Annotated in this window: 17 protein-coding genes; 11 read left to right on the top strand and 6 right to left on the bottom strand. The window is 67.2% G+C overall.

The genetic code is table 11. The annotated features are described in order from the left end of the window. Positions 1 to 58: 58 nt before the first annotated feature. The 5 genes from ACO2Q4_RS07210 (at position 59) to ACO2Q4_RS07190 (ending at position 5,567) form a co-directional block, all read left to right on the top strand. Positions 59 to 1,984, top strand: coding sequence for a biotin carboxylase N-terminal domain-containing protein (locus tag ACO2Q4_RS07210; RefSeq protein WP_423318358.1), 1,926 nt, complete (start codon positions 59 to 61; stop codon positions 1,982 to 1,984). Beyond that, positions 1,977 to 2,642, top strand: a complete 666-nt coding sequence (locus ACO2Q4_RS07205) for a glutathione S-transferase family protein (protein WP_423318356.1) — start codon at positions 1,977 to 1,979, stop codon at positions 2,640 to 2,642. The genes ACO2Q4_RS07210 and ACO2Q4_RS07205 overlap by 8 nt, the downstream gene beginning before the upstream one ends. After that, complete coding sequence (locus tag ACO2Q4_RS07200) at positions 2,629 to 3,486, top strand: hydroxymethylglutaryl-CoA lyase (RefSeq protein ID WP_423318354.1); 858 nt, start codon at positions 2,629 to 2,631, stop codon at positions 3,484 to 3,486. Before ACO2Q4_RS07205 ends, ACO2Q4_RS07200 begins: the two co-directional genes overlap by 14 nt. After that, complete coding sequence (locus ACO2Q4_RS07195; protein ID WP_423318352.1) at positions 3,483 to 4,265, top strand: crotonase/enoyl-CoA hydratase family protein; 783 nt, start codon at positions 3,483 to 3,485, stop codon at positions 4,263 to 4,265. The genes ACO2Q4_RS07200 and ACO2Q4_RS07195 overlap by 4 nt, the downstream gene beginning before the upstream one ends. 105 nt (positions 4,266 to 4,370) lie before the next feature. After that, the gene (locus ACO2Q4_RS07190) at positions 4,371 to 5,567 is read left to right on the top strand and encodes an MFS transporter (protein ID WP_311758743.1); all 1,197 of its coding nucleotides are present in this window, start codon (positions 4,371 to 4,373) and stop codon (positions 5,565 to 5,567) included. Here the strand turns inward: ACO2Q4_RS07190 and ACO2Q4_RS07185 are convergent. Next, positions 5,529 to 6,233 carry a DUF599 domain-containing protein gene (locus tag ACO2Q4_RS07185; protein ID WP_311758744.1) on the bottom strand — a complete coding sequence of 235 codons (705 nt, stop codon included), beginning with the start codon at positions 6,231 to 6,233 and terminating at the stop codon, positions 5,529 to 5,531. The two genes, ACO2Q4_RS07190 and ACO2Q4_RS07185, sit on opposite strands and share 39 nt — an antisense overlap. Before the next feature lie 126 nt (positions 6,234 to 6,359). On the opposite strand from ACO2Q4_RS07185, the gene ACO2Q4_RS07180 reads away from it, so the two are divergent. From ACO2Q4_RS07180 to ACO2Q4_RS07165, 4 genes are all read left to right on the top strand, one after another. Continuing rightward, positions 6,360 to 7,805 (top strand): FAD-linked oxidase C-terminal domain-containing protein, encoded by a 1,446-nt coding sequence (locus ACO2Q4_RS07180; protein WP_423318350.1) that lies wholly within the window; start codon positions 6,360 to 6,362, stop codon positions 7,803 to 7,805. After that, a complete protein-coding gene (locus ACO2Q4_RS07175; protein WP_423318348.1) occupies positions 7,795 to 8,859 on the top strand; it encodes an FAD-binding protein in 1,065 nt (354 codons plus the stop codon). Before ACO2Q4_RS07180 ends, ACO2Q4_RS07175 begins: the two co-directional genes overlap by 11 nt. Continuing rightward, positions 8,829 to 10,115 carry a glycolate oxidase subunit GlcF gene (glcF, locus tag ACO2Q4_RS07170; RefSeq protein WP_423318346.1) on the top strand — a complete coding sequence of 429 codons (1,287 nt, stop codon included), beginning with the start codon at positions 8,829 to 8,831 and terminating at the stop codon, positions 10,113 to 10,115. Before ACO2Q4_RS07175 ends, glcF begins: the two co-directional genes overlap by 31 nt. A gap of 183 nt (positions 10,116 to 10,298) precedes the next feature. Further along, positions 10,299 to 10,745, top strand: a complete 447-nt coding sequence (locus ACO2Q4_RS07165) for an Hsp20 family protein (protein ID WP_311758748.1) — start codon at positions 10,299 to 10,301, stop codon at positions 10,743 to 10,745. A 91-nt stretch (positions 10,746 to 10,836) separates the two neighbouring features. Here the strand turns inward: ACO2Q4_RS07165 and recR are convergent, their stop codons facing one another. The 4 genes from recR to ACO2Q4_RS07145 form a co-directional block, all read right to left on the bottom strand. Then, a complete protein-coding gene (gene recR, locus ACO2Q4_RS07160) occupies positions 10,837 to 11,445 on the bottom strand; it encodes a recombination mediator RecR (RefSeq protein WP_311758749.1) in 609 nt (202 codons plus the stop codon). A 1-nt stretch (position 11,446) separates the two neighbouring features. Then, positions 11,447 to 11,791 carry a YbaB/EbfC family nucleoid-associated protein gene (locus ACO2Q4_RS07155; RefSeq protein ID WP_311758750.1) on the bottom strand — a complete coding sequence of 115 codons (345 nt, stop codon included), beginning with the start codon at positions 11,789 to 11,791 and terminating at the stop codon, positions 11,447 to 11,449. Between the two features lie 3 nt (positions 11,792 to 11,794). Next, complete coding sequence (locus tag ACO2Q4_RS07150; RefSeq protein WP_423318343.1) at positions 11,795 to 13,570, bottom strand: DNA polymerase III subunit gamma/tau; 1,776 nt, start codon at positions 13,568 to 13,570, stop codon at positions 11,795 to 11,797. A 79-nt stretch (positions 13,571 to 13,649) separates the two neighbouring features. Next, entirely contained in the window at positions 13,650 to 13,946 is a 297-nt protein-coding gene (locus tag ACO2Q4_RS07145) for a DUF2218 domain-containing protein (RefSeq protein WP_423318341.1), read from the bottom strand. Positions 13,947 to 14,056: 110 nt separating this feature from the next. On the opposite strand from ACO2Q4_RS07145, the gene ACO2Q4_RS07140 reads away from it, so the two are divergent. Together ACO2Q4_RS07140 and ACO2Q4_RS07135 are read left to right on the top strand one after the other, a co-directional pair. Continuing rightward, positions 14,057 to 15,040 (top strand): serine hydrolase domain-containing protein, encoded by a 984-nt coding sequence (locus tag ACO2Q4_RS07140; RefSeq protein WP_423318339.1) that lies wholly within the window; start codon positions 14,057 to 14,059, stop codon positions 15,038 to 15,040. A gap of 42 nt (positions 15,041 to 15,082) precedes the next feature. Beyond that, positions 15,083 to 16,900: an ABC-F family ATP-binding cassette domain-containing protein gene (locus ACO2Q4_RS07135; protein ID WP_423318337.1), complete on the top strand. Its 1,818-nt coding sequence runs from the start codon at positions 15,083 to 15,085 to the stop codon at positions 16,898 to 16,900. Positions 16,901 to 16,904: 4 nt separating this feature from the next. Here the strand turns inward: ACO2Q4_RS07135 and ACO2Q4_RS07130 are convergent, their stop codons facing one another. Then, positions 16,905 to 17,654 carry an SDR family oxidoreductase gene (locus tag ACO2Q4_RS07130; protein ID WP_423318335.1) on the bottom strand — a complete coding sequence of 250 codons (750 nt, stop codon included), beginning with the start codon at positions 17,652 to 17,654 and terminating at the stop codon, positions 16,905 to 16,907. Positions 17,655 to 17,832: the final 178 nt, after the last annotated feature.

The following is a 17,832-nucleotide window of genomic DNA, read 5'->3' as shown; positions in this document are numbered from 1 at the left end:
CCACGGGGGTCCGGGGGTGTGAAACCCCCGGTGCCGCCCCCGCCACCCGAGGTGCCGGATGTTCCGCAAGATCCTGATCGCCAATCGCGGCGAAATCGCCTGCCGCGTCATCGACACCGCCCGCAAGCTTGGCGTCGGCACCGTCGCCGTCTGGTCCGATGCGGACCGTGGCGCGCGCCATGTCGCGCTGGCGGACGAGGCGGTCCATATCGGTGGCCCCGCGCCCCGCGAAAGCTATCTGCGGGGCGACGCGATCATCCGCGCGGCGCTTGAAACCGGCGCGCAGGCGATCCATCCCGGCTATGGCTTCCTCAGCGAGAACCCGGATTTCGTTGATGCGGTGACGGCGGCCGGCCTTGTCTTCATTGGCCCTTCGGCGGCGGCGATCCGCAAGATGGGGCTGAAGGACGCGGCCAAGGTGCTGATGGAGCGCGCGGGCGTCCCGGTCGTGCCGGGTTATCACGGCGCGGATCAGGACAGTGCGCATTTGGCCCGGCAGGCCGACGGCATCGGCTATCCGGTGCTGATCAAGGCCGTCGCCGGCGGTGGCGGCAAGGGGATGCGGCTTGTGGAAAGCCCGGCGGACTTCGCTGCCGCCCTCGCCTCGGCCCAGGGCGAGGCCGCGACCGCATTCGGCAACTCCGCCGTGCTGATCGAGAAGTTCGTCCCCAAGCCTCGCCACATCGAGGTGCAGGTCTTTGGCGACGGTATTCGGGCGGTCCACCTGTTCGAGCGCGACTGCTCGCTGCAGCGCCGCCACCAGAAGGTGATCGAGGAAGCCCCGGCCCCCGGCATGACGCGTGCGATGCGTGCGGCCATGGGCGCGGCGGCGGTGCGCGCGGCCGAGGCGATCGGATATTCCGGGGCGGGAACCATCGAATTCATAGTCGACGGCTCGGACGGGCTGCGCCCTGACCGCTTCTGGTTCATGGAGATGAACACCCGCCTGCAGGTCGAGCATCCCGTTACCGAGGCGATTACCGGCATCGATCTGGTCGAATGGCAATTGCGCGTCGCCAGCGGTGAGAATCTGCCCCTTCGACAGGAAGATCTGCACATCACCGGCCATGCCTTCGAGGCGCGGCTTTACGCCGAGGATGTGCCCGCCGGGTTCCTGCCTGCGACCGGGACGCTGGCCCATCTGCGCTTTCCCGATACCGCGCGGATCGAAACCGGCGTACGCGCGGGGGATACGATCAGCCCCTGGTATGATCCGATGATCGCCAAGGTCGTAACGCATGGTGCGACGCGGGCCATCGCGCTGCGTGCGCTGGAAACCGCACTGGCCGAAACCGAGGTCGCGGGCTCTGTCACCAATGTCGATTTCCTGATCGCCCTGACCCGGCACGAGGGGTTTGGCCGCGGCGAGGTCGATACCGGACTGATCGGCCGCGATCTTGACGATCTGATCCGCGCGGCCGAGCCTGATCCCCGCGCGCGTGCCCTGGCCGTGCTGGGGCTTGCCGGGCTGGACGACCCCATGGTGCGCGGCGGCATCACCCTTTGGCAGCCTTTGCGCCGCACGATCGCGTGGCAAGGCGGCGACGCCGTGCTGGAGGTGCTTGGCCCCGGCGCCGCCCGCGTCACGCTGGACGGCCGCACCCATGAGATCGGATATGAAGGCGGGCGCTGGTGGGTGGATGGCAGCCCCCGCCGCTCTCGCATCGTGACCCACGCGGCGGGAACCAGCGTCTTTGGCGGGCGCTCGCTGACGCTGGTGCCGCTTGATCCGCTGGCGCGCGGCGGGGCAGAGGTGGGCGGGGGCCTGACACTTTCGCCCATGCCGGGGCTGGTCAAGGCGGTTTTCGTGACCGCCGGGCAGGAGGTCGCGAGCGGCGACCGGCTGGCCATCCTTGAGGCGATGAAGATGGAACATACCCTGACCGCCGCCCGCGATGGCCGCGTGGCCGAAGTGCTGGCCCGCGCTGGCGATCAGGTCGAGGCGGGCGCGCCCCTGATCCGGCTGGAGGATGAGGATGGCTGACCTGACGCTGTGGCATGTGCCTCTGTCCCGGTCGATGCGGGCGCTGTGGCTGCTGAACGAGATCGGCTGTCCCTTCACCCTGAAAGAGCTGGATTTCTTCGACGGCTCGATGCGCAAGCCCCCTTATTCCGGGGTCCATCCCGTGGGCCGGGTTCCCGCCCTTCGCGATGGCGGGGTCACGCTTCATGAATCCGGTGCGATTACCGAATGGCTGTGCGAGACCCGCGCCCCGCATCTGGGCCGCGCACCGGGAACCGAGGGACGGGCCGAATGGCTGGACTGGCTGCATTTCGGCGAGACGCTGGGCCAGCATCTGGCGAACCTGACCCAGCATCACATCATGCTGCGCGAGGACTGGCAGCGCTCGCCGACCGTCATGAAGCTGGAGGCGGCGCGGCTTGCGCGCGCACTGGGGCTGGTCGAACAGGCGCTTGAGACCCGCGACTGGCTGCTGGGCGAGTTTTCGGGCGTGGATTGCCAGATCGGCTATTCCGTGTGGCTTTCGACGCGCTTCGTGCGGCTGAACGAGCGTCCGTTGCTTGCGGCCTATGCGACGCGCTGCGCGGCCCGCCCCGCCTTTCGACGCGCTTTGCCGGGGCCGGGAACACGCGTGATCTATGACCGCGATTTCTACGAGGTGCCCGATGTCCAGGGCTGAAATCTTTGAAATGGGACCGCGCGACGGGCTGCAGAACGAAAAGCGTCGCATCCCTGCAGCCGAAAAGATCGCGCTGGTCAACCTGCTGTCGCGCGCCGGCTTTCGCCGGATCGAGGTGACAAGCTTCGTTTCCCCGAAATGGGTGCCGCAGCTGGCCGACGCGGCCGAGGTCATGGCTGGCATCACCCGCGCACCCGGCATCAGCTATGCCGTCCTGACCCCGAACATGAAGGGATACGCGGGCGCGCGGGCCGCCCGCGCCGACGAGGTCGCGATCTTCGCCTCGGCCTCGGAAGGGTTCTCGCGCGCGAACCTGAACGCGGGCATTGCCGAAAGCCTGGAACGCTTTGCGCCGGTGGCGGCGGCGGCGCGGGCCGATGGCATTCCGGTCCGGGGCTATGTCTCGGTCGTGACGGATTGCCCCTATGACGGGCCGACGCCACCCGCGAATGTCGCCCGCGTCGCTGCGGCGCTGCGCGACCTGGGCTGCTATGAGATCAGCCTGGGCGACACGATCGGGCAGGGCCGCCCCGAAACGGTGGACGCGATGCTGTCAGCCGTTCTGCAGGAACTGCCGCCCGAGCGCCTTGCCGGGCATTTCCACGACACGGCGGGCCGCGCGCTTGCGAATGTCGATGCAAGTCTTGCGCGCGGTCTGAGGGTTTTCGACGCTGCGGTGGGCGGGCTTGGCGGTTGCCCCTATGCCCCCGGAGCCAAGGGAAATGTCGCGACCGAGGCCGTGGCCGCCCATCTTGCCGCACGGGGGTATCAGACCGGCCTTGATCCGGCGGTGATCGACAGTGCCGCCATGATGGCCCGCGCCATGCGGGCAGGAGGGGAATGATGCAGACGATCCGGATCGAGGTCGACCCGCGCGGCGTTGCCCATCTGTGGCTGGCCCGTCCCGACAAGCACAATGCCCTGTCGGCCGAGATGATCCACGCGCTGACCGAGGCCGCGGCCCTTCTGGCCGATGACAGCGCGGTCCGCGTGGTGGTGCTGGCGGCCGAGGGGAAAAGCTTCTGCGCGGGTGGCGATCTGGGCTGGATGCAGGACCAGATGCGCGCCAATGCCGATACCCGTCGCGCCGCTGCACGCGAGCTGGCGGGAATGCTGAATGCGCTGAACACCTTGCCGAAGCCGCTGATCGGGCGGGTTCAGGGCAATGCCTTCGGCGGCGGGATCGGCATGATCTCTGTCTGCGACGTGGCGATTTCGGTGCCCGAGGCGCGATTTGCCCTGACCGAGACGCGGCTGGGCCTGATCCCCGCGACCATCGGTCCCTATGTCGTCGCCAGGCTGGGCGAGGCAAGGGCACGCCGCGTCTTCATGTCCGGTCGCGCCTTTGGCGCGGATGAGGCGATGCACCTTGATCTCGTGGCCCGCACTGCCGGGGCAGATCAGCTTGACGCCGCGGTCGAGGCCGAGGTTGCGCCCTATCTGTCCTGCGCGCCCGGCGCGGTTGCCGCGGCCAAGCGTCTTGTCCGCGATCTTGGTCCGCGTCTGGACCAGCAGGTGATCGACCACACGGTCGAAGCACTGGTCCGCGTCTGGGAAGGGGACGAGGCGCCCGAGGGCATTGCCGCCTTTTTCGACAAGCGCAAGCCGCACTGGCAGGTCTAGCCTTGCGCTGAGCGCATGGCCGGACTGTGCTGGGGTGATGCTGACAGGAGAAGGGGCGATCTGTTATCGCCATCACAACTCCCCCTCAGCCCGGAACGTGACGTCATGCCGCCCCCGCCGAACCTCAAACTCGCGATCCTGGCCCTTGGGCTTGGTGCCTTTGCCATCGGAACGTCCGAATTCGCGGCCATGGGGCTGCTGCCCTGGTATGTCAGCGATCTGGGCATCACCGAGCCGCAGGCCGGTCACGTCATCAGCGCCTATGCGCTGGGCGTCGTCGTTGGCGCGCCGATCACGACGCTTCTGGGCGCAAAGCTGCCGCGACGGCGGTATCTGGCGGGGCTGATCGCGGCCTATGGGTTGATGAACCTGCTGGCGGCAGTGCTGCCCGGCTATGGCACGCTGGTCTTCACCCGTTTCCTGGCGGGCCTGCCGCATGGTGGTTTTCTGGGCGTGGCCATGCTGTTCGCCGCCGACGCCCTGCCGAAAGAGCAGCGCGCCAAGGGGGTGACGCAGATCCTGCTGGGCCTGACCATCGCCAATATCGCGGGCGTGCCACTGGCGGGGGTGCTGGGGCAGGGATTGGGCTGGCGCTGGGGCTTTGCTCTGCCGGGCGTGCTGGCGCTGATCGCGGGCTGGCTGATCCTGCGGCTTGCGCCGCGCGTGGGCGCCCCTCCGAACGCAAGGCCGATGGCCGAGTTGCGGGCGCTGAAGAACCCCGCGGTCATCCTGACGCTGCTGGTCGGCGCGGTCGGCTGCGGTGGCGTCTTTGCGGTCTATTCCTATCTGTCGGCCGCGATGCTGGCGACCACCAACCCGCCATCCTGGGCGGTGGCGGCACTGCTGTCGGCCTTTGGCGTCGGGATGACGCTGGGCAGCATCATGTCCGCCCGCCTGACGATCCGGCTGGGAGAATTCCGCGCCTCGTTCGTGCTGATGGTCTTCATGGCGGTGACGCAGGGCTTGGCTTCGCTGGCCGTGGGCAACTGGGTGCTGATGATCGGCTCGTCCTTCATCATCGGGGTCGGCGCCTCGATGGCGGTGCCGTTGCAGACACGGCTGATGGAGGTCGCGGGCGAAGCGCAATCCATGGCCGCCGCGATGAACCATGCCGCCTTCAACGCCGCCAACGCGCTGGGCCCTTGGCTGGCGGGCATGGCGCTGGGGGCTGGCTGGGGCTGGCGTTCCTCGGGTCTGGTCGGGATCGCGCTGTCTATCGCGGGCCTTCTTGTGCTGGCGCTCGCGGCCTGGCAGGCACGCGTGTCAGGGCAGTCGCGCCAGAATTACACGGCGCGAGCCTGAGGCGAATTCCCGGCGGACGGTGACGGCCAGCACCGCGGTCGTCGCCATGAACAGCCAAAGCGGGCCCGCCAGCCATCCCAGCGCCCCAAGCGCGAAATAGACGCAGCGCAGCCCGGAATTGTAGCTTTTCGCGGCGGTGATGTTGATCTCGGCCGCTTGCAGGGCGCGGGGCACGGCATGGGGATCGTCGATCTCGTTCGGGACTGCGGCCATCATGATCGCGCAATAGCCGAACAGGCGATGCGACCAGATGAAGCGCAGCATCGCATTGGCGACGAAGAACAGCGCGACCACGATCTTGATTTCCCACATCAGCGCCGGGACATGGTCCATGTCGAACTGCCGGGCGACCCCGGCCAACTGGTCGGTATTGCCGATCAGCGCCAGCCCGCCCCCGATCGCGATCATGCAGGCGGAGGTCAGGAACGACGTGCCTTCGCGCAGCGAGAACAGGATATTGCCGTCGAAAATGCGGGGCGAGCGCGTCACGAACTGCCGCATCCATTCCCGCCGGTATTCCTTCATCAGCACCGAGACCGAAGGATGGCGGCGCGGCGGATGCTCGGTCAGCCAGCCGATCGCAAGCCAACTGCCGAAGAGCCAGATCACCGCGGCGGCATCGGCCGTGGTGAAACTTTGGGGAAGGGTGACGATGCTGCTTTCCATGCCGCAAGACTAACGGCGGTGCAGGGCGGTTGCCAGAGACTTGCGGCGCGGCTATCCAAGGGGCGTCGTCTTTGCGGTGGAGGAAGCAATGGCAGCAACCCGCATCCTGCAGGGGTCGCACGTCTGATGCAGATGCCCGAGCCCGACCGCCGCGTCATCGCGCGCGCCGCAAGCATCGTCGCGCGCCTGCGCGAAGCCGTTCCCGCGGCTGTGATCGACGATCCCGCCGAAACCCGCGCCTATGAATGCGACGCGCTTTCCGCCTATCGCTGCCCGCCGCTGGCTGTGGTCTTGCCCGCAACGACCGACGAGGTCGCGGCGGTCCTGCGGATCTGCCATGACGAAGGCGTGCCGGTTGTGCCGCGCGGGGCAGGGACCAGTCTTGCAGGTGGCTCGATGCCCACCGCCGACGCGGTGATCGTGGGTCTTGCCCGCATGAATGCCGTGGTCGACACCAATCTGGACGACCGTTTCATCCGGGTCCAGGCGGGGCGCACGAACCTGTCCGTTTCCGGTGCCGTGGACGGCGCTGGCTTTTTCTATGCGCCCGATCCCTCCAGCCAGCTGGCCTGCGCGATCGGCGGCAATATCGGGATGAATTCAGGCGGTGCGCATTGCCTGAAATACGGCGTCACCACCAACAATCTGCTGGGTGTGACCGTCGTCCTGATGGACGGATCGGTGGTCGAGCTTGGCGGCCCGATGGGGGAAGCGGCGGGACTGGATCTGCTGGGCGTCGTCTGCGGGTCCGAGGGCCAGCTTGGCGTCGTGACCGAGGCGACCTTGCGCATCCTGCCGAAACCCGCGGGTGCGCGCCCGGTGCTGGTCGGCTTTGACGCCTCGGAAACCGCGGGTGCCTGCGTCGCCGCCATCATCCGCGCGGGCGTCCTGCCCGTCGCCATCGAGTTCATGGACCGCCCCTGCATCCGCGCGACCGAGGCCTTTGCCGGCGCGGGCTACCCCGATTGCGAGGCGCTGCTGATCATCGAGGTCGAAGGCACCGCGCCCGAGATCGACGAACAGCTGCGCCTGATCCGGGGCATTGCCGAGGCCTTCGATCCGATCGAGTTCCGCGAAAGCAAGTCCGAGGACGAATCCCGCCGCATCTGGCTGGGCCGCAAATCGGCCTTTGGCGCGATGGGACAGATCAACGACTACATGTGCCTTGACGGCACCATCCCCGTCTCGACCCTGCCGCAGGTGCTGGCGGGGATCGCCCGGCTTTCCGGCGAATATGGGTTGGATGTCGCGAACGTCTTTCACGCGGGCGACGGCAACATGCATCCGCTGATCCTTTACAATGCCAACACGCCCGGAGACCTTGAACGCTGCGAGGCGCTGGGGGCCGAGATCCTGAAGCTTTGCGTCGAGGTCGGCGGCTGCCTGACCGGCGAACATGGCGTCGGTGTTGAAAAGCGCGAGCTGATGTCGACGCAATTCACCACCACCGATCTTGAGGCACAGATGCGGGTCAAGGACGTCTTCGATCCCGGCTGGCTGCTGAACGCGGCCAAGGTCTTTCCGCTGGCCGTCTCGGCCCCCCGGCGCGAAGGGATCCGCAATGCGGCCTGAGACCGAGGAAGATGTCGCCCAGCTGATCCGCACCGCGCGCGAACCCCTTTCGCCCGTTGGTGGCGGCACCCGGTTGCGACCGGGCGAGGGGCAGGGAGAGCGGCTGAACGTCTCGGGGCTGGCCGGGGTGACGCTTTACGAACCTGCCGCACTGACGCTGGTGGTCCGCGCCGGCACGCAACTGGACGAGGTCCAGCGCGTTCTGGCCGCCGAAGGTCAGATGCTGGCCTTTGAACCCGATGCCCGGCCCGGCTCGACCATCGGCGGCGTGGTCGCGGCCAACGCCTCGGGCCCGCGCCGGGTCCAGTCGGGGGCCTGCCGCGATGCGCTGATCGGGTTGCGCTATGTCGATGGTCAGGGCGAGATCGTCAGGAATGGCGGACGGGTGATGAAGAACGTCACCGGCTATGATCTGGTGAAGCTGCTGGCCGGATCGCGCGGACGGCTGGGCGTGCTGACCGAACTGTCCTTCAAGACCGCGCCGATCCCGCCCTGTGCCGCGACGCTGGCCCTGCCCGGGCTTGACGCGACGCAGGCAGTCGCGGCACTGACTTCGGCCCTGACCGGTCCCTATGACGTCTCGGGCGCGGCATGGCTGCCGGGGCAGGGCGCGCTGATCCGCATCGAAGGGCTCGAGGGATCGGTCGGTATCCGCCGCCGCGCCCTGAGCGATCGGCTTGCCCCCTTCGGCGAGGTGGCCGATGGCGACGGCGCGTGTTGGTCCGACATGATCCCGCGCGTGGCCGAGGGCGACCTGTGGCGCATCGTCTGCCATCCGTCCGAGGTGGCACGGCTGCTTGCCGCCCTGCCGCAGCCCTTGGCCCTTGACTGGGGCGGCGGGCTGATCTGGGTCGCACTGCCCTCGGGCGAGGTGCCGCGCCTGCCGCAATGGTCGGGCCATGCCGCCCGCGTCACCGGCGAAAGCCCCCTGACCCTGCCTGCGCCCCACCCGGTGGTCGCAAGGCTGAATGCCAGCCTCCGCGAGCGGTTCGATCCTCGCGGCATCTTTGCCAGCGAAAGTTCATGCAAACCAATTTTACAGAAGAACAGCTGAAGGATCCGCTGGTCGCGCGGTCCAACAAGATCCTGCGCGCCTGCGTCCATTGCGGATTCTGCACCGCGACCTGCCCCACCTATCAGGTGCTGGGCGATGAACTGGACAGCCCGCGAGGGCGAATCTACCTGATCAAGGACATGCTGGAAAGCGGGCGGGACGCGGACGAAAAGACCGTCAAGCACCTGGACCGCTGTCTCAGCTGCCTCAGCTGCATGACGACCTGCCCCTCGGGGGTGGATTACATGCACCTGATCGACCATGCGCGCATCCATGTCGAAAAGACCTATCGCCGGCCCTGGCGCGACCGGGCACTGCGCTGGATGCTGGCCAAGGTGCTGCCGCATCAGGGTCGGTTCAGGCTGGCGCTGATGGGGGCAAGGATGGCACGTCCCTTTGCCGGGCTGATGCCCGACCGAAGGCTGCGGGCGATGCTGGACATGGCGCCGAAATCGCTGCCCCGCGCCAGCGCCAATGACCGCGGTCAGGTCTTCGCGCCGATCGGGGAAAAGCGCGCGCGGGTGGCGCTGATGCCGGGCTGCGCGCAGCGGGCGCTGAACACCGACATCAACGACGCGACGATCCGGCTGCTGCGCCGTGCCGGATGCGAGGTGGTGATCCCCGAAAGCTTCGGCTGCTGCGGCGCGCTGACCCATCACATGGGCCGCGAAGAGGACGCGCTGCACTCTGCCCGGGCCACGGTCCGCGGCTTTCTGGCGGCGGATGCCGCCGGCGCACTGGATGCGATCATCATCAACACCTCGGGCTGCGGGACCACGGTCAAGGATTACGGCAAGATCTTCGCGGGCGACACGATGCAGGCCCAGGCCGAACGCGTGGCCAGGCTGGCGCGCGACGTGACCGAATTTCTAGACACGCACGGGCTGCCCGAGTCGACGGGGCAGGCGCTGCGCGTTGCCTATCATTCGGCCTGTTCGCTGCAGCACGGCCAGCAGATCAAAAGCGCGCCGAAATCGCTGCTGACGCGCGCCGGCTTCACCGTTGTCGAGCCGGAAAACGCGCATCTTTGCTGCGGTTCGGCCGGAACCTATAATCTGCTGCAACCGGAACTGTCGGGTGAGTTGAAGCGCCGCAAGGTCGCGACGCTCGAGGCGACGGCACCCCAGGTGATCGCCGCCGGCAATATCGGCTGCATGATGCAGATCGGATCCGGAACCGGCCTGCCGGTGGTTCATACGGTCGAGCTGCTGGACTGGGCAACCGGAGGGCCGGCACCCGGCGCCCTTTCGCGCTGACCTTCGGTTTCACCGTTTTCCAAATACCCCGGCGACGCCGAAGCTGACCACAGGTCGGGCCGGGCTTGAAAAGATCATTGCCCATTCCCAACTGAAGCGATGTCGGAGGGCCAGAAGGCGCCGACGGACCTGCCCGCCCGCAAGGGGGGCAAGCCTTTGTATCGCTTTGAAAAGGATGCGAATATGCGCAATTTCGACTTGACCCCGCTTTATCGTGCCTCGGTGGGCTTCGACCGCATGGCCGATGTGATGGACCGAGCGCTCTCGGCCGATATCGCGAGCTATCCCCCCTATAACATCGAGAAGACTGGCGAGAATGCCTATCGCATCGCGATCGCGGTTGCCGGCTTCGGCGCAGAGGACCTGAATGTCGAGGTCAAGGATGGCGCCGTCATCGTTGCGGGCCGCAAGTCCGCCGAGGATGAGGGCCGGACCTTCCTGCATCGCGGCATCGCGACCCGTGCCTTCGAACGTCGCTTCACCCTGGCCGACCATGTCCGCGTCGTGGGCGCGAGCCATCAGGACGGAATGCTGAACATCGACCTGGCCCGCGAGATCCCCGAGGCGCTGAAACCGCGCCGGATCGAGATCGCCAAGGGCGCGCAGACCGTCGAGAAACTGGACGCCTGACGACAGGAAGCGGGGGCGCTGCCCCCGCTCCCCCGGGGTATTTCCGAAACGATGAAACGGGCGCGGCCGAAAGGTTGCGCCTTTTTTGCTGTCAGAGCCTGCGCCGCGCGCGAAGCGCCGCGGTGATGGTTCCGTCATCGAGATAGTCGAGTTCGCCCCCGACAGGGACGCCCTGCGCAAGGCCGGTCACGGCGACCCCGGTGGGCTCAAGCGCCTCGGCGATGTAATGGGCCGTGGTCTGACCCTCGACCGTTGCGGCAAGGGCCAGGATCACCTCGGTCACGTTTTCATCCGCGATCCGGGCGACGAGTTCAGGGATGCGCAGATCCTCAGGCCCGATTTCGTCCAGCGCCGAAAGGGTGCCGCCGAGGACGTGATAGCGTCCGCGAAAGGCTCGCCCGCGTTCCAGTGCCCAAAGGTCCGCGACCTCGGTCACGACGCAGATCTCGCCCGTGGCGCGTCCGGGATCCTGGCAGATGGGGCAAAGGTCGGACTGGGTGATGTTGCCGCATGTCCGGCATTCCCGCGCGGTTTCGGCGACACTCGACATCAGCGCGGCAAGCTGCGCCATCTGGCCCGCGCGCTTGCGGATCAGGTGCAGCACGATGCGGCGGGCCGAGCGGGGGCCAAGCCCCGGCAGCCGCGCCATCGTCGTGATCAATGTTTCGATGTCGTCGCCAGCAGCGGGGCCGGGGCCCATGTCAGAAGGGCATCTTCAGGTCTGCGGGCAGGCCCATCTCGCGCGTCAGGCGGGCCATTTCCTCGGCCGCCTTGTCGGTGGCGCGGCGCTGCGCGTCCTTGATCGCGGCCAGGATCAGATCCTCGACCACTTCCTTGTCTTCCGAGCGGAATATCGAAGGATCGATGTCCAGCGCGGTCAGTTCGCCCTTGGCGGTGGCGGTTGCCTTGACGAGGCCGCCCCCCGCTTCGCCGGTGACGGACAGGCGCGTCAGCCCGTCCTGCATCTCGGCCATCTTCGTCTGCATCTGCTGGGCAGCCTCCATCATCTTCGACAGATCGCCCATGTCGCCAAGGCCTTTGAACATCGCTTATTCCTCGTCCTCGAAAGGGTCCCATTCCTCGACCTCGGCCACGGGGCCTTCGGTCAGCTCATGCGGGGATGTATCTTCATCGGCGGGCTTTTCAACCGTTGGCGGGACGGGAACCGGGCGGATCGCGGTGATTTTTGCGCCGGGGAAGGTCGCGAAGATCGCCTGCACGGTCGGGTTCTCCATCGCCCTTGCCCGTGCCGCCACCTCGCGCGCGGCGCGCTGTTCGCTGATCGTGGGCTGGCCACCATCCGAAACGACCGTGACCGCCCAGCGTTGCCCGCCGGTCCAGCCGCGCAGGCGTTCGGCCAGACGCTGGGCAAAGTCGCGGGGGGCGTTGCCCGTGGGTTCGAATTCGATCCGGCCGGGGGAATACCGCACGAGCCGCAGGTGATCCTCGACATCGAGAAGCAACTTCATGTCGCGCATCCGGCGAATCAAGTCGATCACCGCTTCGAAATCGGGGAAAGCGGCCAGCGCGTCGGGCGAAACGGCCATTGCCGCCGCGGCACCGTCGGCACGGATGGCGACGGGCGCGCGCGGCGCACTGGCGCGCGGTGCTTCGGCCCGGCTGGGGGCGGGGGCCGAGGCGCGGCTGAACTCACCCGCCGCGGCCGAGGCCTGGACCTTGCGGATCAGTGCCTCGGGGTCGGGAAGGTCGGCGACATGGGTCAGGCGGATGATCGCCATTTCGGCGGCCATCATCGCGTTCGGAGCAGCACCGACCTCTTCCAGCGCCTTCAGCAGCATCTGCCACAGCCGGGTCAGTGCCCGCATCGGGATCCGGGTCGCGATATCCTGGCCCCGCGCGCGTTCGTCCGGGCCGACGGTCGGGTCATCAATCGCCTCGGGCGTGATCTTCACGATCGAGATCCAGTGCGTGATCTCGGCCAGGTCGCGCAATACCGCCATCGGGTCGGCGCCATCGGCATATTGCGCCTGCAACTCGGCCAGAGCCTCGGCCGCCGCGCCGCGCAGGATCATGTCGAAAAGGTCGAGCACCCGGCCGCGATCAGCCAGCCCCAGCATCGCGCGGACCTGCGGAGCAGTGGTCTCTCCGGCGCCGTGGCTGATCGCCTGGTCGAGGATCGAGGTCGCGTCGCGGGCCGAGCCCTCGGCCGCGCGGGTGATCAGCGCCAACGCGTCATCGGTGATCTCGGCCCCCTCGCGCGTTGCGATCTTGCGCAGGAGCGCGATCATCACCTCGGGTTCGATACGGCGCAGGTCGAAGCGCTGGCAGCGGGACAGGACCGTCACGGGAACCTTGCGGATCTCGGTCGTGGCGAAGATGAACTTCACATGCGGCGGCGGTTCCTCAAGCGTCTTCAGCAGCGCGTTGAAGGCACTGGTCGACAGCATGTGGACTTCGTCGATGATGTAGATCTTGTAGCGGGCGGAAGCGGCCCGGTAATGCACGCTTTCGATGATCTCGCGGATGTCGTTCACGCCCGTGCGCGAGGCCGCGTCCATTTCCATCACGTCGACATGGCGACCTTCGGAGATGGCGACGCAATGCTCGCAGACCCCGCAGGGTTCGGTCGTGGGGCCGCCGGCACCGTCGGGGCCGGTGCAGTTCAGGCCCTTGGCGATGATCCGGGCGGTGGTCGTCTTGCCGGTTCCGCGGATGCCGGTCATGATGAAGGCCTGCGCGATGCGGTCGGCGGCGAAGGCGTTCTTCAGCGTCCGCACCATCGCATCCTGGCCAACCAGATCGGCGAAAGTCTCGGGGCGGTATTTCCGCGCCAGCACTTGATAGGTCTTGTCGCTCTCGCTCATCTCTCGGCCTTCTGGGTCAGCGGGCAGATTAGCGGCGAGGGCGGGGGGCGACAACCGTTTCCGGTGCGCCCCCGCAGCTTCAGGCCGGCTGCCAGTCGAAGGCCAGTTCCTCGCGGAAGGCGAAGCGGATGATATGGCTGTCGACGACATCCTGAAGATGGGTCAGCGCCTCGGCGGGCGCGGAAAGCGAGATTTCAAGCGCAGTGGGGGTCGCGGTCATCGTGACCTCGCGATCCTCGGTCATCAGGATGCGGCCCTGTTGCGGATCGAAGCTGACCACGAACTTGTGCGCCCAATGCTTGCAAAGCTGCTGCAGATAGCGGCTGGCATGGTCGGTGGCGACATGGCAGCGGGAACGGGACATCGTCTGGGACATGGGTTTCCTTGTCGTGCTGATGGTCCGGCTGGCTGCGGCTGGCGGACGGAAAGGACGGGGTCACGAAAGGGTGAAGCCCACGCGGCCCGGTCATGCCCCATATAACGATGATGCACCGACGTTCAATCCTGCTGACCGCCGCCGCCCTGCCGCTGCTTGCCTCGCCCCGACTGGCTCGGGGGGCGACTGAAGCGGCCCTTGCCGATGCGGCGATGCTGCCGCAACTGCGCGCCGTCGCCTTGTGGCGCGACGGGGCCGAGATCGCGGCGCAGGGTTATGGCGGCTTTACCCCGGACCGGCCCACCAACATCAAGTCAGCGTCGAAATCTGTCATCTCGGCCCTTGCCGGGATCGCCATTCGGAAGGGCCTGTTTTCGGGTGCGGACCAACCCGTGTCCCAGGTGCTGCGGGACGATCTGCCACCTGACCCTGACCCAAGGATGGGGGACCTGACGCTGGGCAACCTGCTGTCCATGCAGGCGGGGCTTCAGCGCCAGTCCGGGCCGAATTACGGGCGCTGGGTCAGCAGCCGGAACTGGGTCCGCGCCGCGCTGGCGGTGCCATTTGAAACCGAACCCGGCGGCAGGATGCTGTACTCTACGGCGTCAAGCCATCTTGTCTCGGCCATGCTGACGCGGGCATCGGGCCGCTCGACCCTGGCTTTGGCGCGGGACTGGCTGGCGATTCCGGGTTTTGCCATCACCGGATGGGAGCGTGACCCGCAGGGCGTCTATCTGGGCGGGAACCAGATGGCGATGTCGACCCGCAGCCTGCTGGCCTTTGGTGCGGCCTATGCCGCGGGCGGGCAGGGGGTGATCCCGCAGGACTGGATCGCGGAAAGCTGGCGGCCCCGCACGCGCTCGATCTTCAATGGCGAGGAATATGGCTATGGCTGGTTCATCAGCCGGATCGGCGGGCGGGATGTCCGGTATGGCTGGGGTTATGGCGGGCAGATGATCTATGTCTTTCCGGCAGCGGGGCGCAGCCCGGCGGTTGCGATCGCGATGACCTCGGATCCTGACCAGCCCTCGGCCCGGACCGGATACCGGCAGGAACTGCACGCGCTGGCGGGTCAACTGGTCGAACAGCTCTAGCGCCCGTTGACCAAGGCCGCGGGGCATCATATCTCGCGGGTCATGGCACGCGCACCCCTTTTGCAACTTACCGACATTTCCCTGACCTTCGGCGGCAATCCCGTTTTCGACGGTCTGAACCTGACCGTGCAGGCAGGCGACCGGCTGGCGCTGGTCGGCCGCAACGGCTCGGGGAAGTCCACGCTGATGAAGGTCATGGCCGGGTTGGTCGAGCCCGATGCCGGGCAGGTCATCACCCCGGCCGGCGTCAAGGTCGGCTATATGGAGCAGGAACCCGACCTGTCGGGATTTGCCACGCTGGGCGACTTCGCCCGCGCCGGCCTGCATGACGGCGAAGGCTATCGCGTCGAGATGGCGGCCGAGGGGTTGAAATTCGACCCCGACCGCATCGTCGCCACCGCCTCGGGCGGTGAGCGTCGGCGCGCCGCTTTGGCCCGGCTGCTGGCGGAGGCGCCCGAGCTGATGCTGCTGGACGAGCCGACGAACCACCTGGACATCGAGGCGATCGGCTGGCTCGAGGAGCAGCTTTCGACGACCAAGACCGCCTTCGTCCTGATCAGCCACGACCGCGCCTTCCTGCGCGCCCTGACGCGCGCGACTCTGTGGATCGACCGCAGTGAGGTCCGCCGTCAGGAACGCGGCTTCGAACATTTCGAGGATTGGCGCGAAACGGTCTGGGCGGCCGAGGATGACGCCCGCCACAAGCTGGACCGCAAGATCAAGGCCGAGGCCCGTTGGGCGGTCGAGGGGATCAGCGCCCGGCGCAAGCGCAACCAGGGCCGCGTCCGCGCGCTGGCGGCACTGCGCGATGAACGCGCGGGCCAGATCCGCCGTCAGGGCACGGCCCTGATGGAACTGGAATCGGGCCAGCAATCCGGCAAGCGCGTGATCGACGCCAAGGGCATTTCCAAGGCGTTCGGGGACCGCACGATCCTGAAGCCTTTCGACCTGCGCGTGCTGCGCGGCGACCGCGTGGCCTTTGTCGGCCCGAACGGCGTCGGTAAGACCACGCTGATCAAGATGCTGACCGGAGAGATCCCGACCGATACCGGCGAGGTCAAGCATGGCACCAATCTGGACGTCGCGATCTTTGATCAGGCACGCAGCGCCATCGACGAGACGGTCAGCCTGTGGGACGCGCTGACGGGCGATCCGTCGATGCGGGTCTCTGGCCGTTCGGATCAGGTCATGGTGCGCGGCAACCCCAAGCATGTCATCGCTTATCTCAAGGATTTCCTGTTCGACGAGGCGCAGGCACGCGCGCCGGTCGGCAGCCTGTCGGGCGGCGAGAAGGCACGCTTGCTTTTGGCGCGGATCATGGCGCGGCCCTCGAACCTGCTGGTTCTGGACGAACCGACCAACGATCTGGACGTTGAAACGCTGGACCTGCTGCAGGATATTCTGGGCGAATATGACGGCACCGTGCTGCTGGTCAGCCATGACCGCGACTTCATCGACCGCGTGGCCACGACCACCGTGGCGATGGAGGGTGACGGCCGCGCCGTGATCTATCCCGGCGGCTGGTCGGACTACCGCGCGCAGCGCCCCGAGGATGAGATCGCGACCGAGGGGGCGAAGCCCGCCGCCGCGCCATCGGCACCGGGAAAGCCCGAGCCGAAGGCCCAGGTCGCGAAATCCGGCCTGAGCTTTACCGAGAAAAAGCGGCTGGAGGCCCTTCCGGGCGTGATGGAGCGCCTGGAGGCCGAGATCGGCAAGCTGCACGATTTCCTCGCCCAGCCCGACCTGTTCACCTCGGCCCCCGCCAAATTCGCCAAGGCGAGCGAGGGCCTGTCGGAACGCCAGGCGGCACTTGCCGCCGCCGAGGAGGAATGGCTGGAACTGGCGGAAAAGGACGGCTGAGGCGCTACTTCACCGCCGAGTTTCCACCATCTGCAAAAAGCGCCGTGCCGGTCACGAAGCTTGCCATCGGGCTGGCGAGAAACAGCGCGACATTGGCGATCTCGACCGGTTCGGCGATCCGTTTCATGGCGTGCAGCCCTGCGGCCCATTCCTTTTGCTCGCGGTTGCCGGCAGCGGGGGTATCGACCCCGCCCGGCAGGATCGCATTGGCGCGGATGCCTTGCAGCGCGTAATCGGCGGTAATCCCCTTGACGAGGCCCATCAGCCCGGCCTTTGAAGCGCCATAAGCCGTCATGCCGGGCATCCCCACGCTGGTCCCCACAAAGGTCGAGGTAAAGAGGATCGCACCGCCCCCACCGGCGATAATTGCCGGGATCTGGGCGCGCGCGCCCAGATAGGCGCCGGTCAGGTTCGTCCCAAGGACGTGGTTCCAGTCCTCGGGCTCGATCTCGGCGATCGGACCCATAGGCCCGACGATGCCAGCGTTGTTCACCGCGATGTCGAGCCGTCCGTAGCGTTCGATGGCCAGCCTGACCAGTTCCGAATGGGTGGCCGGATCCGCGACATCCCCCGCGAATTGGCAGGCGCGCCCGCCCATATCCGCGATTTCCTCGGCGATTTCGTCAAGCGCGGATGCGCCCCGTGCGTTCAGCACAACGGCCGCACCTTCGGCTGCAAAAAGCAGCGCCGTGGCCCGGCCGATTCCCGATGACGCGCCGGTGACGATTGCCACCTTGTCCTTGAGCAGATCCATGTTCGACATCTCCTGTTGCTGTCATGGATCAGACTAGGGGGCGGCCATGCCCCATACGTCCCGTATGCTGCCTTCAAAGCCCGGGCATGAAAAAGGCCGCCCCTTTCGGGACGGCCCTTCGTCTGTCTTGCGACAAGCGGATGATTACATCATGCCGCCCATGCCGCCCATGTCGGGC

Source organism: Paracoccus sp. KR1-242 (assembly GCF_049446195.1).
Lineage (GTDB): Bacteria > Pseudomonadota > Alphaproteobacteria > Rhodobacterales > Rhodobacteraceae > Paracoccus > Paracoccus broussonetiae.
This window is presented reverse-complemented; position numbering and strand designations above follow the sequence as displayed.

Coding starts and splice junctions, on each gene's coding strand:
- ACO2Q4_RS07200 (WP_423318354.1), top strand. CDS start 2,629: ATGTCCAGGGCTGAAATCTTTGAAATGGGACCGCGCGACGGGCTGCAG.
- ACO2Q4_RS07145 (WP_423318341.1), bottom strand. CDS start 13,946: ATGTCCCAGACGATGTCCCGTTCCCGCTGCCATGTCGCCACCGACCAT.
- ACO2Q4_RS07165 (WP_311758748.1), top strand. CDS start 10,299: ATGCGCAATTTCGACTTGACCCCGCTTTATCGTGCCTCGGTGGGCTTC.
- ACO2Q4_RS07185 (WP_311758744.1), bottom strand. CDS start 6,233: ATGGAAAGCAGCATCGTCACCCTTCCCCAAAGTTTCACCACGGCCGAT.
- ACO2Q4_RS07140 (WP_423318339.1), top strand. CDS start 14,057: ATGCACCGACGTTCAATCCTGCTGACCGCCGCCGCCCTGCCGCTGCTT.
- glcF (WP_423318346.1), top strand. CDS start 8,829: ATGCAAACCAATTTTACAGAAGAACAGCTGAAGGATCCGCTGGTCGCG.
- ACO2Q4_RS07210 (WP_423318358.1), top strand. CDS start 59: ATGTTCCGCAAGATCCTGATCGCCAATCGCGGCGAAATCGCCTGCCGC.
- recR (WP_311758749.1), bottom strand. CDS start 11,445: ATGGGCCCCGGCCCCGCTGCTGGCGACGACATCGAAACATTGATCACG.
- ACO2Q4_RS07130 (WP_423318335.1), bottom strand. CDS start 17,654: ATGGATCTGCTCAAGGACAAGGTGGCAATCGTCACCGGCGCGTCATCG.
- ACO2Q4_RS07135 (WP_423318337.1), top strand. CDS start 15,083: ATGGCACGCGCACCCCTTTTGCAACTTACCGACATTTCCCTGACCTTC.
- ACO2Q4_RS07195 (WP_423318352.1), top strand. CDS start 3,483: ATGATGCAGACGATCCGGATCGAGGTCGACCCGCGCGGCGTTGCCCAT.
- ACO2Q4_RS07175 (WP_423318348.1), top strand. CDS start 7,795: ATGCGGCCTGAGACCGAGGAAGATGTCGCCCAGCTGATCCGCACCGCG.
- ACO2Q4_RS07150 (WP_423318343.1), bottom strand. CDS start 13,570: ATGAGCGAGAGCGACAAGACCTATCAAGTGCTGGCGCGGAAATACCGC.
- ACO2Q4_RS07190 (WP_311758743.1), top strand. CDS start 4,371: ATGCCGCCCCCGCCGAACCTCAAACTCGCGATCCTGGCCCTTGGGCTT.
- ACO2Q4_RS07205 (WP_423318356.1), top strand. CDS start 1,977: ATGGCTGACCTGACGCTGTGGCATGTGCCTCTGTCCCGGTCGATGCGG.
- ACO2Q4_RS07180 (WP_423318350.1), top strand. CDS start 6,360: ATGCAGATGCCCGAGCCCGACCGCCGCGTCATCGCGCGCGCCGCAAGC.
- ACO2Q4_RS07155 (WP_311758750.1), bottom strand. CDS start 11,791: ATGTTCAAAGGCCTTGGCGACATGGGCGATCTGTCGAAGATGATGGAG.